General features: G+C 43.1%; 12 protein-coding genes and 10 tRNA genes. 15 read left to right on the top strand and 7 right to left on the bottom strand.

Annotated elements, in window-relative coordinates:
• Nucleotides 1-72: 72 nt before the first annotated feature.
• The gene (locus tag AC5YCD_RS03720) at nt 73-4,524 is read left to right on the top strand and encodes a hybrid sensor histidine kinase/response regulator (protein ID WP_496128756.1); all 4,452 of its coding nucleotides are present in this window, start codon (nt 73-75) and stop codon (nt 4,522-4,524) included.
• Nucleotides 4,525-4,533: 9 nt separating this feature from the next.
• A complete protein-coding gene (locus AC5YCD_RS03715; protein WP_496128755.1) occupies nt 4,534-4,962 on the top strand; it encodes a hypothetical protein in 429 nt (142 codons plus the stop codon).
• 46 nt (nt 4,963-5,008) lie between these two features.
• On the opposite strand, the gene dapE is transcribed toward AC5YCD_RS03715, so the two are convergent.
• The 3 genes from dapE to AC5YCD_RS03700 form a co-directional block, all read right to left on the bottom strand.
• Nucleotides 5,009-6,142: a succinyl-diaminopimelate desuccinylase gene (gene dapE / locus AC5YCD_RS03710; protein WP_496128754.1), complete on the bottom strand. Its 1,134-nt coding sequence runs from the start codon at nt 6,140-6,142 to the stop codon at nt 5,009-5,011.
• A gap of 111 nt (nt 6,143-6,253) precedes the next feature.
• Entirely contained in the window at nt 6,254-6,394 is a 141-nt protein-coding gene (locus AC5YCD_RS03705; protein ID WP_496128753.1) for an entericidin A/B family lipoprotein, read from the bottom strand.
• A gap of 114 nt (nt 6,395-6,508) precedes the next feature.
• A complete protein-coding gene (locus AC5YCD_RS03700) occupies nt 6,509-7,357 on the bottom strand; it encodes a DUF1853 family protein (protein ID WP_496128752.1) in 849 nt (282 codons plus the stop codon).
• 79 nt (nt 7,358-7,436) lie between these two features.
• On the opposite strand from AC5YCD_RS03700, the gene AC5YCD_RS03695 reads away from it, so the two are divergent.
• From AC5YCD_RS03695 to AC5YCD_RS03635, 13 genes are all read left to right on the top strand, one after another.
• On the top strand, nt 7,437-7,826 hold the full coding sequence (locus AC5YCD_RS03695; protein WP_496128751.1) for a YbaN family protein: 390 nt from the start codon (nt 7,437-7,439) through the stop codon (nt 7,824-7,826).
• Nucleotides 7,827-8,324 carry a cell wall-recycling L,D-carboxypeptidase ElsL gene (gene elsL / locus AC5YCD_RS03690; RefSeq protein ID WP_496128750.1) on the top strand — a complete coding sequence of 166 codons (498 nt, stop codon included), beginning with the start codon at nt 7,827-7,829 and terminating at the stop codon, nt 8,322-8,324. It begins immediately after the preceding gene.
• Nucleotides 8,325-8,563: 239 nt separating this feature from the next.
• Nucleotides 8,564-8,639, top strand: a tRNA-Val gene (locus tag AC5YCD_RS03685).
• A 30-nt stretch (nt 8,640-8,669) separates the two neighbouring features.
• A tRNA-Asp gene (locus AC5YCD_RS03680) sits at nt 8,670-8,746 on the top strand.
• A 47-nt stretch (nt 8,747-8,793) separates the two neighbouring features.
• Nucleotides 8,794-8,870, top strand: a tRNA-Asp gene (locus AC5YCD_RS03675).
• A 22-nt stretch (nt 8,871-8,892) separates the two neighbouring features.
• Nucleotides 8,893-8,968 (top strand) — tRNA-Val (locus AC5YCD_RS03670).
• An 11-nt stretch (nt 8,969-8,979) separates the two neighbouring features.
• Nucleotides 8,980-9,056: transfer RNA gene (locus tag AC5YCD_RS03665), tRNA-Asp, on the top strand.
• Nucleotides 9,057-9,109: 53 nt separating this feature from the next.
• Nucleotides 9,110-9,185 (top strand) — tRNA-Val (locus tag AC5YCD_RS03660).
• Between the two features lie 13 nt (nt 9,186-9,198).
• Nucleotides 9,199-9,275, top strand: a tRNA-Asp gene (locus tag AC5YCD_RS03655).
• 27 nt (nt 9,276-9,302) lie between these two features.
• A tRNA-Val gene (locus tag AC5YCD_RS03650) sits at nt 9,303-9,378 on the top strand.
• Nucleotides 9,379-9,422: 44 nt separating this feature from the next.
• A tRNA-Asp gene (locus AC5YCD_RS03645) sits at nt 9,423-9,499 on the top strand.
• A gap of 96 nt (nt 9,500-9,595) precedes the next feature.
• Nucleotides 9,596-9,671, top strand: a tRNA-Val gene (locus AC5YCD_RS03640).
• A gap of 67 nt (nt 9,672-9,738) precedes the next feature.
• Entirely contained in the window at nt 9,739-10,191 is a 453-nt protein-coding gene (locus AC5YCD_RS03635) for a DUF2750 domain-containing protein (protein ID WP_496128749.1), read from the top strand.
• Here AC5YCD_RS03635 and AC5YCD_RS03630 read toward each other — a convergent pair.
• From AC5YCD_RS03630 to AC5YCD_RS03615, 4 genes are all read right to left on the bottom strand, one after another.
• Complete coding sequence (locus AC5YCD_RS03630; RefSeq protein ID WP_496128782.1) at nt 10,188-10,652, bottom strand: YdcF family protein; 465 nt, start codon at nt 10,650-10,652, stop codon at nt 10,188-10,190. The two genes, AC5YCD_RS03635 and AC5YCD_RS03630, sit on opposite strands and share 4 nt — an antisense overlap.
• A 39-nt stretch (nt 10,653-10,691) precedes the next feature.
• Nucleotides 10,692-10,943, bottom strand: coding sequence for a hypothetical protein (locus tag AC5YCD_RS03625; protein WP_496128748.1), 252 nt, complete (start codon nt 10,941-10,943; stop codon nt 10,692-10,694).
• A 78-nt stretch (nt 10,944-11,021) separates the two neighbouring features.
• Complete coding sequence (locus AC5YCD_RS03620; RefSeq protein ID WP_496128747.1) at nt 11,022-13,679, bottom strand: PepSY domain-containing protein; 2,658 nt, start codon at nt 13,677-13,679, stop codon at nt 11,022-11,024.
• A 138-nt stretch (nt 13,680-13,817) separates the two neighbouring features.
• Nucleotides 13,818-14,378 carry a hypothetical protein gene (locus AC5YCD_RS03615; protein WP_496128746.1) on the bottom strand — a complete coding sequence of 187 codons (561 nt, stop codon included), beginning with the start codon at nt 14,376-14,378 and terminating at the stop codon, nt 13,818-13,820.
• Nucleotides 14,379-14,386: the final 8 nt, after the last annotated feature.

The following is a 14,386-nucleotide window of genomic DNA, read 5'->3' as shown; positions in this document are numbered from 1 at the left end:
CAACACTTTAAGTCTCCGGTTGATTGACCATGTACTTGTCTCGAGTGAGGGTAAAACTTAAGAAGCTGAGCTATGAAAGAAATATTAAAAAATTTAGTTGCCCCGATGACGCTTCCCGAAGACAGTTATCTTCAACAAGATGCAGAAATTCTAGAAATTTTTGTTGAAGAAATTGAAGAAATTTTTCAGGAGCTGCAGGTTCTGTTTCAAAAATGGCCGAATCAACCTGAGTGCTTAGTGGAGATTCGTCGCCATTTTCATACCTTAAAAGGCTCTGGACGTATGGTCGGGGCCTTACAGGCAGGCGAGTTAGCGTGGGCAGTGGAAGATACCTTAAACCGTGTTTTAGCTGATAATATTGAGTTAACTAGCACACTGCGTCGTTATACTGAGTATGTATATCAGTTTTATCAAGCCAAACTCTATCCTTGTTTTAAGCAAGTTCAGGCCTTACAGCATGATGTGCGCCCATTGATTTTATTGGGACAACAATTACAACAACAGCAACGCATTACGCCAGAATTACTGACCTTAATTCAAGCTGAAGCAACTATAGCTGGCTTGAGTGGTTTAGAAATTGCGTCAACTGCTCATAAGGAAATTTTAGCTGAGACCACATCAGCTCAGCATACTGCTTATGATTTGGCTGAAACCTTAGTAGTATTTATTGAAGAGGCCGAAGAGCATTTGGCGACGATTGATCGCTTCTTGTTAAATGCTGCAGCCAATAGTGCCGATGATTACAATGCCTTAATTCGTGCCTTGCATACCTTGCGTGGCAGTTCAGCCATGGCACAAATTGACGATGTGTTTAATGCCAGTGCCAAAGTCGAAAAACTATTTAAAAGTTTCTTATTGCAAGAAGATGTGGTTGCTACATCAGCAGAAACTAAATTATTACAACAATATGCTGACTTTATTCGCCATTATCTACCGGCTTTACGTGCCCAAGACCCAGTGCGTTGCAGCGCAGTCAGTCGTGAGTTTGAGGCAGTGTGGGGCTTATATGGCCGTCTTGTACCAATGAATGAGCAAGATAATCCGCATGGTTTAGTGGCGCAATTATTACAGCTTGATATTGATCTACTCCTCGACACCGAAGTTGACTTTATCCAACGTGCCCAACTGAATTTCCCTGTCTATCTAAGAAGTTTAACTGAACAAGCAGAGCGTCTGAGCTTACATACAGACAACCGTGCTGCGGTGGGCATTCATCAATATGCCTTGGCACTTAAAAGTGCTTATAACAAACTTTGGGATAAGCCTGAGTTACTCAACCTAAGCTACGCAGAAGCCTTATTTAATCAGGCCCATATTGAATTTATTCACTTATTTGATACGTTGGCATCTGGGCAACGTGTTGTCTTGTCACCAGCTGCACAAACGGCCCTACAGCAATTACATGACTTTATTGATCATGAAGTCGAGCAGTTGGTTGGCTTTAATGATCTCCCTGAATTCAATCTTTATAAAACCACTAATGTTGACTTTGCGGCTTTATCCCAGCGTTTGGCTGAAGATCGTCGCCAAATTCATTCAACACAGAGCAATCGTGATTTTGATTTAGATTTATTAGAGATCTTTACAGAAGAAGCGGATGAGCTTTTTGAAGTCATTGATCAAGATCTAAACACTTGGGTCAAACAGCAAAATACTGCGGCTTTAAAGAATCTGATGCGCTATTTGCATACCTTAAAAGGTGGTGCCAATATGGTACAAGCCACCCATATTGGTTTAATTGCGCATGAATTAGAAAGTATTTATGAGCGCGTCATTCAAGCGAAGCTCAAAGTAAGTCCAGAGATCATCAAGATTATCCAATTGGTACAGGATAATATTGCTGAACGTCTAGAGCTGATCAAAACACAACACATTGATTACCCTGCAGACCATGCGGTGGATATTTTAGTCAATATTGAAAAACTGGCACAAGGTCATAGCAGTCAGCAAGACCAACCTGTCACGCTTCCACAGGCAGCTGTAGCAGTGATGCAATCTCCTGAAGCAGTTGAAGCAGTTGAAGCAGTTGAAGCAGTTGAAGCAGTTGAAGCAGTTGAAGCAGTTGAAGCAACGCCTACAGATCACCTTGCAACAGTCACGCAGCTCCAAGACAGACTTGATGAGCAGGATAGTTTAGCGCTGTTTGAGGTGAGTAATGCGCTCATATCATCAGTGCCTGAGCCGAGTTTAGAAGATATTGTCGAACAAAGTTTCTATGAAGAAGCTGCAGAACTGCTTGAGCGGGCAGAGACCTTATTAAGCTTCTGGTTTGAGCAACGCAATAATCGTAGCCTACTATTACAATTACAACGTGCAGCGCACAGCCTAAAAGGCGGTGCACGTATGGCACAGATTGAACCGATTGCGCAAATTGCTTATGAATTAGAAACAGTATTTGAGCAGTTTGCAATACACCAAGTCAGCTCTAACGTCCATGACAGCTTATTAGAAAGTACATTGGCATGGTTAAAACGTGCTTTAGATCAGCGTGATTATAGTCATGTCGAGACTTTAGCCAAGCGTTTGGCTCATATTGAATATGCCAATAGTACAGTGCGTTTGCCGAATCACAGCACTCAAGTGGATTTCTTTACGCCGCAGCCTCAAGAGCAGTGGATTGAAGGTGATGGCACAGTACCGCCATCTATGCAAGGTGAATGGCCAGAGAGCAAAAAAAGCGATCATAGCAATGAGATGATTCGTATTTCAGCCGATTTGGTTGAGAAAATGATTGATCTCTCGGGTGAAAACTCGATTAACCGTTCGCGTATTGAGATGGACTTGGCCCAGTTGGGCAACTATCTCAATGAAATGGATTTAACCATCCATCGTCTGGCCGATCAGTTACGTCGTATGGAAGGTGAGCTTGAAACACAAATTATCGCCAAGCATAGCCAAGACGGACATGCCATTTACGCTGACTTTGATCCTTTAGAAATGGATCAATATTCGTCCTTGAATCAGTTGTCTAAATCTTTGAGTGAATCTGCTTCGGATTTGGTTGATTTTAAAGTGACCTTAGCCGAGAAAATCCGTGATGCTGAAGGTTTGTTATTGCAACAATCGCGTATTCAATCTGAAATTCAAGAAAGCCTGATGCGAACTCGTTTGGTGCCATTTACTGGTATGTTGCCACGTTTACAACGTATTGTGCGCACCACCTCAGCGGCACTAAACCGTCCTGCAGAACTAATGGTACATAATAGCGAAGGTGAATTAGACCGAACTATTTTAGAGCGTTTGATTACACCATTTGAACATATGCTACGTAATGCAGTTGATCATGGGATTGAAAGCCCTCAAGAGCGTATGCAATTGGGGAAACCTGAGGTGGGACAAATTGTGCTCAACATCAGTCGCCAAGGTACAGATGTGGTGGTGACCTTTAGTGATGATGGTAAAGGAATTGATGCCCAGAAAATTCGTGCTAAAGCAGAACATCTAGGCTTGATTGGCATGAAGCAGGAGCTGGATGAACAAGAAATCATGCAGTTTATTTTCCATCCCGGTTTTAGTACCGCAGAACAAGTCACCCAAATCTCAGGTCGTGGGGTGGGGTTAGATGTGGTGCAAAGCGAGATTCGTGAGCTAGGCGGACATATTACGGTTGAATCACAGTTAGGACAGGGCACCACTTTTAGTATTCGTGTCCCGACTACAGTGGCGGTAAGCGATGCCTTAATGGTTAAAGTGGGCGACCAACAATTTGCCTTACCCTTGGCCCAAATTGACCGTATTGTACGGATTGTCCCAAGTGCCTTAGAACAGTATTTTGCCAGTGATAGTGATTACTTTAGCATTGACCATGTAGAGTATAAATTACGCTATTTGGCCGAATTTGTAGGCAATCAAAACATCCCACGCCTTAACCATGTTTCACATCCTTTACCGGTTCTACTCATTAAAGGCAGTGGCGGACAAAGCATTGCTTTATTGGTTGACCAACTGATTGGTTCACGTTCGCAGATTGTGGTCAAATCCATTGGACAGCAATTCTCCAAAGTCGCTTCAATTGCTGGGGCAACTATTTTAGGTGATGGACAAGTATGCTTGATTTTAGATGGCCAAAACATTGCCCGTCAGGTTCAAACCTCATTACGTGACAAAGTGGCACTTGTACCAAGTCGTGATGTCCATGAACCAACCAAACACAGCCGTTTGATTATGATTGTGGATGACTCGGTGACCGTGCGTAAGGTCACTTCACGTCTGTTAGAACGGCATGGGTATGAGGTTATGACTGCCAAAGATGGTGTAGATGCCATGGAGCAACTAGAAAACCATCGTCCTGACTTGATGTTACTTGATATTGAAATGCCGCGTATGGACGGTTTTGAGGTGACGAATTTAATTCGTCACCATGACCTGCATCAAGCGCTGCCGATCATTATGATTACCTCGCGTACGGGTGAAAAACATCGTGAGCGTGCCTTTAGCCTTGGAGTGAATCATTACATGGGTAAACCATTCCAAGAAGCAGATTTGTTGGCATATATCCAACAACTTTTACTCGCGTCTGCCTAAGGAGCGGTTATGCAACAGGTCAATCAGCAAGAACTACAGCATTTAATTTCGGTATCGACAGGTTTTATTGATACTTATATCATTGAATGCTACAACCAACCAGCCATGTTGTTACCACAAAACATTGTACTGTCGGCGCTAGACAGTGCAACTGATGTGAGCAGTGTCGATTGGCATGATACTGAATTACCGGTATATGCCATACATCATCCGAGTCAAGCTAAAGGCGTAGCTTTGGTGATTGAAGGCGAAGACAGTAAGCAGCGCTTTGCTTTAATGTGCAACGAAATGCCACAAAGTATGCGTTTACGTATTTCTGAAGTGGTGGATAGTGAACAGGCGATTTGTCCTGAAGAGGTCTTTCAATATGTCAAAGTGGGCGAACAATTGTTTCATGTGCCCAATTTAGCTGCGATTGAAAAAAGTTTGGGTCTATAACGCAAAAAGGAACTCCATAGAGTTCCTTTTTTATGGCAATGCACTGTTAAGTTAAGAGATTTTCTAAAATTTTCTCATAGATTTCAGCCAATGGTTCCAAATCAGCAACATCAGTATGTTCGTTAATTTGATGAATCGTGGCATTGAGCACACCAAGTTCTAACACCTGTGCACCAGTTGGTGCAATAAAGCGACCATCAGAGGTGCCTCCTGAAGTTGACAGCTCAGCATCTGTACCAGTCACCTTTTTAATGGCTTGGGTTGCTGCATTGACCAATTCACCCACTGGGGTTAAGAAAGGTAAACCTGATAAAGTCCATTCAATTTCATAGTCCACATGGTGACGCTGTAAAATTTCAAGCGTGCGTGCTTTTAACTCATCCGCTGTCACTTCAGTTGAATAACGCCAATTCATTAAAATACTCATGCTACCCGGCACAACATTGGTTGCACCTGTACCTGCATTAATATTAGAAATTTGGAATGAAGTGGCAGGGAAGTATTCATTGCCTTGATCCCATACCGTGTCACAAAGTTCAGCCAAAGCTTTAGAGGCCGTATGAATCGGGTTAATGGCTAAATGTGGATAAGCTACATGACCTTGCTTGCCTTTGACGGTAAGTTTGGCGTTTAAAGACCCACGACGACCATTTTTAATAATATCGCCTAAGGTATTGGTACTTGAGGGTTCACCCACCAGACACCACGTCATTTTTTCGTTACGTGCTTCTAAAGTTTCAACCACTTTTACTGTACCGTTGATTGAAGGGCCTTCTTCATCTGAGGTAATTAAAAAGGCAATAGAACCTTTATGGTTTGGATGTTTAGCCACAAAACGCTCAGAAGCTACTACCATCGCAGCCAAAGCGGTCTTCATATCAGCACTACCACGACCGTAGAGCTTACCATCACGAATTTCAGGCAAGAATGGATCAGAATTCCATGCCTCTAAATGCCCAGTAGGTACCACATCAGTATGCCCTGCAAAACAAAACACCGGTGCTTCAGTCCCACGACGTGCCCAAAGATTATCAACATCTTCAAAACGCATGGCTTCAATGTTAAAGCCGATTTTGCTCAAGCGCTCTGCCATAATGTCTTGGCAAGTATGATCAAGGGGGGTGACAGAGGGTTGGCGTAATAATTGTAAGCTAAGTTCTAAAGTATCTGAGGGTTGCATGCGGGTCAAATCTATGGAGAAAGTGCAACTATAATAGGGGAAGATAAAAAAGATGCGAAGTTTACAATGAAAAAAACCTTAAACAATTAAGGTTTTTTTCACGAAATAGACTTACAGTTTGTCTTGAGTACGCTCTGCAGTTTTGGTGATACCTTGACCTGCTTTAGAAACGTCTTTACCCACCCCTTTAAAGGTATTACAACCCGTTAAAGCAAAGGTTACCAATAGTGTGGCAGCAAGAATTTTTTTCATAGGAAGCTCCATCGTTAACATTATTTTTAAGCTGTTTTTGCTCAATTGAGCTTAAATTTGGCTTCATGAAAAAAATATAAACATTGTGTAGTGAAATGTAATCCTGTGTAAAATCTAAGCGATACTGCGACTTAAATGTGGCGCTTGGCGGTACATATAATAGCTCTCATCAGCGCTCATTTTATATAAACCATCGGTCCACCAGGTGGCGACTTGGCTTGTGGGCTTTGCATTGGCACAAATCCATTCATGTCGTTGTAGGCGATAATAGTGCAGCTCAGGATTAGGGATCTGATGTCCCCAATGACCTAAACGCCGTGTAGGATTGACCCACTCAGGCATTGGGAGTGAGGCGTGCTCAGGCAAATACAGCTGACCCTTTAACATACAAAAACGCGCCTCAATGTCGTGTTGCATGGCGTGCTGAAATTGAAATTGTTTTTGGGTAAAGTGTTGCAGCTTACGTGCTAAACGGTCAGAACGATTGAGGCCATACCAATGTTGCAACGCATAATCATGTTCAGCCAAATAATATTTAACCGCAATTTCCCAATGCTCAATGCGTTTTAAATCTCGATTAAAAATCAGAAAATCTAATTCCCCGACTGTACGTGGCCCATCAATGACTTGAATACTGTGGCCTAAAAGTTGATAGGGATGATAAGCATCATCGAGTAGCCAAAACCACACCAACATCTCAAAACGTAAGCCTAGGCGTGTACTTTTAAGTTTAGCAACAAAATCTAACAAAGGCCGCGGATCAGCGTCTAATTGCTTTAATTTAGGTAAATAATCCAAAAAATGCTGCTGCCAAAGTAGATCATTATGTAGTGCAAAATGATTTTCCAAAACAAGGTCTTGAGGAATTTGGCGCAAAATATTGGGACTGGCGATGGCAAAGCCAAGTTGACGCACAATCGGAGTGGAAAATTGCAGCCAGGGTTCTACAAGATGCAGCGTCATCACAACATTCCTTGGGTAAACAGCACAATTCCTCTACATTACACTTTATACTAGCTCAATGACAGTTTAGGACCGTGCAATGAAGACCCTATTTTGGCGCGCTTTGGTGGTGATCTTTGTCATCTTAGGTTGTATTGGCGCCGTGTTACCGGGCATGCCCACCACTGTATTTTTAATTTTAGCCGCATGGGCCGCCTCTAAAGGTTGGCCACAAATGGATGCGTGGCTGTTAAAGCACCCCAAATATGGATCGACCATTCGCGCGTGGCGTGAAAACGGCACTGTGCCACGTAAAGCCAAATGGTGGGCATCGATCATGATGTTACTCAGTGCAATGCTAATGCTATTTACCCCAGCACCATTTTGGGTAAAAGTTTTTACCAACTTTAGTATGTTAAGCGTGGCAATTTGGCTTTGGTTACGTCCAGAACCGCATGCGTCAAGCATTAGCGTAAATGAGATCCAATAAATGCAAAGACAAGACGCAGATATTTTAATTGATTTGGCTCAACAAACTTTAAGCTTGCCTAAATTGGGCAAATGTTATGTGATTTCTTCAGGTAAAAATGGCATTGGGGAGGCCGAAAATAGCGGTAAAACCCCGCGCGGCTGGCATAAAATTGCGCAAAAGTTTGGTGATAATCAGCCTAAAAATGCAGTGTTTAAGGCACGTGTGCCGACCGGTGAAATTTACGATGCCAATTTAGCCCTGCAATTCCCTGAGCGGGATTGGATTTTATCGCGAATTTTATGGTTACAAGGATTAGAAGCGGGCTTTAACTTAGGTGAGGGGGTGGATACCTTTAATCGTTACATCTATATTCATGGCACACCAGAGACAGAAAAAATGGGCGTACCTTTGTCACATGGGTGTATCCGTATGCAAAATGATGATGTGATTGAGCTGTATGATTTAGTGGATATAGACGCTTTGGTGTATATCTGTGCAGATAAAATTGCCGATTGAGCGGCGCAGTCGGTGAAATTTTTTCATAGAACTTTAAAAACCTAAAAAAATCACGGTTAAAAAAATCACCTAGAATTAAATATTTGGGTGAAAATTAGGCATTTTTTAGTTTTTTTGGTCAAAATAACTTATTTTTTAATCACTCAATGCAAAAAAGCGAAAAACTTATAGAAAAGCGTTTGACACACTTAAAAGTTTCTCTATAATGCACCTCATCAAGCGATGAAACGTTTTGAAAAGGGCGCTTAGCTCAGTTGGTAGAGCGTCTGCCTTACAAGCAGAATGTCGGCGGTTCGATCCCGTCAGCGCCCACCAAATCCTTTTCATGGTTTAATTGATTTAAGTGCAGCGGTAGTTCAGTTGGTTAGAATATCGGCCTGTCACGCCGAGGGTCGCGGGTTCGAGTCCCGTCCGCTGCGCCACTTAAGAGATTAAACATTGCTTGCCACAATCGTAATATTGTGTAGATGCAGCGGTAGTTCAGTTGGTTAGAATATCGGCCTGTCACGCCGAGGGTCGCGGGTTCGAGTCCCGTCCGCTGCGCCATTTAATACAGTAAAACTTTTGAGGGCGCTTAGCTCAGTTGGTAGAGCGTCTGCCTTACAAGCAGAATGTCGGCGGTTCGATCCCGTCAGCGCCCACCACATCTTGTGATGCAGCGGTAGTTCAGTTGGTTAGAATATCGGCCTGTCACGCCGAGGGTCGCGGGTTCGAGTCCCGTCCGCTGCGCCATTTTAAGATGAATACTCGGTTCCTGAACCGAATAGATTGACAATCTAGAATCAGGGCGCTTAGCTCAGTTGGTAGAGCGTCTGCCTTACAAGCAGAATGTCGGCGGTTCGATCCCGTCAGCGCCCACCATATTTTTTGTGATGCAGCGGTAGTTCAGTTGGTTAGAATATCGGCCTGTCACGCCGAGGGTCGCGGGTTCGAGTCCCGTCCGCTGCGCCATCCCAAAGAATAATTAACACCCTTTAAGGGCGCTTAGCTCAGTTGGTAGAGCGTCTGCCTTACAAGCAGAATGTCGGCGGTTCGATCCCGTCAGCGCCCACCATATCTTTTAAGATGTTGGTTGTGTTTCGTAAGAAACATCGTGATGCAGCGGTAGTTCAGTTGGTTAGAATACCGGCCTGTCACGCCGGGGGTCGCGGGTTCGAGTCCCGTCCGCTGCGCCATTTATCTTAAAAAACTCTGTAAAAAGAGTAGCCTTTAGAAAATCATAGATTTTCTCTTGCGCTCAGACAAAGCGATGCTTTATTACTCTTCGCTCAGGGCGCTTAGCTCAGTTGGTAGAGCGTCTGCCTTACAAGCAGAATGTCGGCGGTTCGATCCCGTCAGCGCCCACCATATATTTTAAAATAAACAATGGCCTCTACTTATGTAGGGTTTTTTTATTTCTGCCTTTGGCAAAATTATGCAGCCCTCATCTGATTCTCCTGTATCTACGCCTTTAGCATCTTCTGCAGCTTTGATTTATCAGCAATTTATTTTCGCTTTAGTTTCGCAGCAACAAGTGATGGCTTTAGTGAATCCTGAGCAGCATTGGGCGTGGTCAGATAATGGCGAAATGCAAGCTTTGGCCTTGTGGCAACATCCTTCCTTAATTAAAGCCGTGATTGGCCACTGGCCCAATTATCGCGTATTTCCAATCTCATTACATGAATTAATTGATAAGATTATTCCAGTGCTCGTGCGTGAAAAAAAACAACTGTCGCTAAATTTAGCCGCTGATGGCCAACATCTATTAGTCCCACCCAAGCAACTGCTCACCGATTTAAAGAACTATTTATATGAGTTAGAGCGTTTGCAACCCCAGCAATTTAAGGCAGCAGGTTTGCCAAAAGCACGTAAAATTCGTTTGCATTAATATTCATTGAGTATAAAGCCACTGACATAGGCAAAATATTCACGCAGATAAGCATTAAACATTAAAGTATGAGGTGTTGGGGCAGGGACTAAGCTAAAGTGACGATAACCTTGCTGACGTGCAATTGCTGCGATTCTGGCCAAATGAAAATCGCTACTGATCAATGCAATATGACTTTGTCGATTTAAACCAAGTGTTGTTAACAATGCACTGCTATAGCTTAAATTGGTTTCTGTACTGCTGCTGTGTTGTTCCATAACAATTCTAGACGCATGAATGCCGTGCTCGACCAAATAATTTTTCATCACCCATGCTTCACTAGGTGTCTTAGACGATGCTTGACCCCCTGTGACCAGGATCGGTAGAGCAGGATGATGCTGAGCAAGTTGCAGGCCGCGATCTAAACGCATTTTGAGGGCTGGACTAGGCTGATGATTTTCAATGCCACCTCCAAAGATCATCAATGCTTGTAAAGGCTGTGAAGGTGACGTATGTGGCAGTTATTGTAAATAAACACAAAAGACAATAAAACTGAGCAGCCAAGCGATGAATCCAAATTTTACAAGCTGCATGCCACGTTGTAATTTAATGTTTAGTTGAAATATTTTCTGCTCAAAATAGCTGTAACTGGCTAAAAGTAGTGCTAAGGCATAAGATAAATAAACTGCAAAATCAGGCTGTGTAATAGCAGTCACATATAAGGCATTGCTGAAAAACACAATTGCTAAAACCAGACTGAGCCATTTTGACATGCTAAATTTGTTCCTTGCACAAATCCTATAATAAAAAACCGAAGCCTAAGCTTCGGTTTTTTAAAACAGATTTAAAAATTAATATACATCACGACGATAACGTCCGTTTTCGCGTAATTGATCAACTGTATTTTCACCCAAGATTTCAATGAGTGCGGCATCTACATCACTTGCCATTCCTTGAATGCTACCGCATACATAAATGACGGCACCTTGCTCAATCCAACTACGTAGCTCAGCTGCTTGTTCACGCAATTTATGATGCACATAGACTTTTTCAGTCTGATCACGTGAGAAGGCTACATCTAAACGACTCAACATGCCTGTGGTCTGCCAAGCTTCAATGGTTTTTTGATAGAAGAAGTCATGCTCACGTTGGCGTTCACCAAAGATTAACCAGTTTTCAGTATAGTCGAGGCGCACACGCGCTTGTATTAAGCTCATGAGGCCAGCAATACCGGTACCATTGCCAATGAAAATCGCTGGACGATTATCATCAATTAAGTGGAAAGATGGGTTACTGCGAATACGTAATAACACTTCATCACCCACGCCTAGATGCTCAGTTAACCAACCTGAACCTAAGCCCAGCTCACCTTGCTGGCGCTGCTGACGGACCACTAAACGTAGCATTTGTTGGCTTGGAATACTGGCGATCGAGTATTCGCGTGCTGGTAAATCAGCGAGATGTGTTAATAATTCTTCAGCACTAAAGAAACCATTGACGCTTTGCGTCAGATCTTTATAACGTAAGGCCTGTAACAGCGCAGGTGTTGCTGTGAGTTTGTGCTGTTGTAAAAATGCCTCAAGACGCGCTTGACTATTACCCGGTTGAATCTCGGCAATATCACCGGCTTCCCAACTAATATCATGCGTGGTGATCAGTTCTAAATTAAATGCGCCTTGGCCTAAACTGTGAGGATTGAGCAGCTCACGTTTTTTGAGCGTCCAAACATCGTAGACCTTGTCCACGTGCATGCTGGCTAAATCAAGATTGGTACTTTGTGCTAAAGCACTATTCCAGCGAGCAATATCTTCATTGCTGGCGTTATTCACCTCAAGGGTTTCAAACAGGGCTTGCGCACCATTGTGTTGTAACCATGCAGCAATTTGATGGCCGAAACAGCAGTAGCTGTCTGGATAATCTGTTGAACCTAAAGCTAAAACTGCATAATTGAGATGCTGTAGATCAGCCTGCTGAGTTAAGATTTTTTTAGCAAAGCCGGTCGCTAAGTCTGGTGCTTCACCCGTGCCATAGGTGCTGGCAACAAACAATACATGCTCAACCTGTTTGAAATCATCAAGGCTTAAATCTTGTACAGCTTTGACTTGGGTTGGAATTTTGGCATCTTGCAAGCTGGTTGCAGTCCGCCAAGCAATTTGTTCGGACACACCTGTTTGTGTTGCATAGGCAATCAGCCATGGTTTTTGATTTGCATTGACAGCCAATGCGGTGGCGCCCTGACGTGCAGCTAAAGTTAATGCTTTTTGTTTGCGGCGTTTTAGATACAGCATCCAACCAGTCACAAAGAACAGCGGCATGGCTAAAGCGGCCAGCATGGCCATAAATTGGTAAATTGGACCAAAGAAACTACCACGATGAACAGGCAGCATGCTGCTCATAATTTTTTCATTGAGCTTCTTATCTTCATAGAGCTCAAGTTTAGCGATGCTGTTGTCTTGATAGTTAAAAGTGAAGTTATTACGTGCCCGTTCATGCTGTGGATTAGCATCAAAGAAGCTCATTGAAACTTCGCCATCGGCGCGTTTAGGGATATTAATGGTTAAGGTCGAGAAATCACGTCCCACTTGACCAAAACCTTGCCAACCTTGGCTAAGAGCCACATTAATTTGTTCAGGGCTGATCTTTTCAGCACGTTGATTGCGTGTAGCTTGATCTGCACCACGCGCTTGCATACGCTCGCCTTGACCGCCTTGACCGCCTTGACCGCCTTGACCGCCTTGACCGCCTTGACCGCCTTGACCGCCTTGACCGCCTTGACCGCCTTGACCGCCTTGACCGCCTTGACCGCCTTGACCGCCTTGACCGCCTTGAGTTTGACTGCGTTCTACCCCTAACACTTTAAACATACCATTTCGCCACCAGTCATATGACCAGTACAAACCGGTACATGCCAAAATCAGGTAAAACACAACCACCCAAGTTCCCACAACGGCATGTAAATCCCAAAGGAAGTTACGACCTTTCAGTTGTGGTTTGACAAATAACCACTGTTTAATACTATGACGTTTAGGCCAGCGTAGATACAGACCACTCAGCACAAAGAAAATCAGCATTAAAGTACAGGCGCCGGTAATTTGTTTGCCTACAGGGCCAACAGTTAAATTACGGTGCAATTGTTCGATAAAGCGAAATACCTCTTTACCTTTAATTTCAGGCAATACAGAAGCATCATAGGGGTTGAGCATGATGGTTTGACCACGACGCTCACCTTCTTTGGCCACATTAATACTAGCAGCCGTAGTTGGGTCTTTGGCTACGGTAATGCTATTAATATTGGCATCAGGATGGGCAGTAGCATAACGCTGATAGATCTCAGCAGGGCTGAGTGTGGCTTTATTTTGAGCCTCAACCACATAGCTGTCTTGGTTGATCCATTTTAAAATTTGCGGTTCATAAGAATACAGCGCACCTGTTACCCCCATAATGGAGAGGATAAGGCCAGCCGTGATCCCTAAAAACCAGTGAATCTGGAAAAATATTTTTTTGAACATGACGAAAAATAAGGCTTATAGAATGCGGTAGAGTATATCTCAAGAAAATAGAGAATGTGTGAAGTATTAATATTTATTCTCATTATCATTTAAATAAAAAAACCTCCTATTTAGGAGGTTTTTTAAAAAGCTTAAAACTTAAAGTGTTTTAGGAGCGCCGACTGTTTCTTGTAAATGCTTACGTACAGTAGCAAAAGAAAAGTTCTTAGAATCCATACGTTTTGGCAGGATATAAGCACCTTCTTGTCCTTTGACTTTAAACTTGACCAACATATATTCAGGGGTGTTATACCACTCATAAATGTCTTTCCAAGAAATCACAGCCACCCCTTCTTGCACGCCCATTTGCTGACGCATCACTAAACCGTGTGGTTGTACACCTAATTTAATGCCTTTAATTTCCTGTGTTGGAAATTCATTCATTTTGCGTTTAACGTACCATTCAAGGCCAAATTTACGGACTAAAAAGTAAATCACCACTGAAACAATTGCCACCCAACAAAAAATAGTGGAATAGTTTTTCAGTAAAATAATACCCAGAATAGACAAAGCCACCACAGCAGCCATAATTGCCCAAGCTTTTGTACCAATAGTATTGGTACTGCGCCACATTTTTAATTGAATTTCGCGCTGTTCATCGGCACTCACTTCGTACGGAACAGGCTGCAGCGTATAAGCGTATAAATTTTTCGCGGTCATAGTGAAAA

Source organism: Acinetobacter sp. CY05 (assembly GCF_059515805.1).
This window is presented reverse-complemented; position numbering and strand designations above follow the sequence as displayed.

Bases quoted from the DNA above. Each gene is read 5' to 3' on its own strand.
- AC5YCD_RS03720 (WP_496128756.1), top strand. From the start codon at position 73: ATGAAAGAAATATTAAAAAATTTAGTTGCCCCGATGACGCTTCCCGAA.
- AC5YCD_RS03715 (WP_496128755.1), top strand. From the start codon at position 4,534: ATGCAACAGGTCAATCAGCAAGAACTACAGCATTTAATTTCGGTATCG.
- dapE (WP_496128754.1), bottom strand. From the start codon at position 6,142: ATGCAACCCTCAGATACTTTAGAACTTAGCTTACAATTATTACGCCAA.
- AC5YCD_RS03705 (WP_496128753.1), bottom strand. From the start codon at position 6,394: ATGAAAAAAATTCTTGCTGCCACACTATTGGTAACCTTTGCTTTAACG.
- AC5YCD_RS03700 (WP_496128752.1), bottom strand. From the start codon at position 7,357: ATGACGCTGCATCTTGTAGAACCCTGGCTGCAATTTTCCACTCCGATT.
- AC5YCD_RS03695 (WP_496128751.1), top strand. From the start codon at position 7,437: ATGAAGACCCTATTTTGGCGCGCTTTGGTGGTGATCTTTGTCATCTTA.
- elsL (WP_496128750.1), top strand. From the start codon at position 7,827: ATGCAAAGACAAGACGCAGATATTTTAATTGATTTGGCTCAACAAACT.
- AC5YCD_RS03635 (WP_496128749.1), top strand. From the start codon at position 9,739: ATGCAGCCCTCATCTGATTCTCCTGTATCTACGCCTTTAGCATCTTCT.
- AC5YCD_RS03630 (WP_496128782.1), bottom strand. From the start codon at position 10,652: ATGATCTTTGGAGGTGGCATTGAAAATCATCAGCCTAGTCCAGCCCTC.
- AC5YCD_RS03625 (WP_496128748.1), bottom strand. From the start codon at position 10,943: ATGTCAAAATGGCTCAGTCTGGTTTTAGCAATTGTGTTTTTCAGCAAT.
- AC5YCD_RS03620 (WP_496128747.1), bottom strand. From the start codon at position 13,679: ATGTTCAAAAAAATATTTTTCCAGATTCACTGGTTTTTAGGGATCACG.
- AC5YCD_RS03615 (WP_496128746.1), bottom strand. From the start codon at position 14,378: ATGACCGCGAAAAATTTATACGCTTATACGCTGCAGCCTGTTCCGTAC.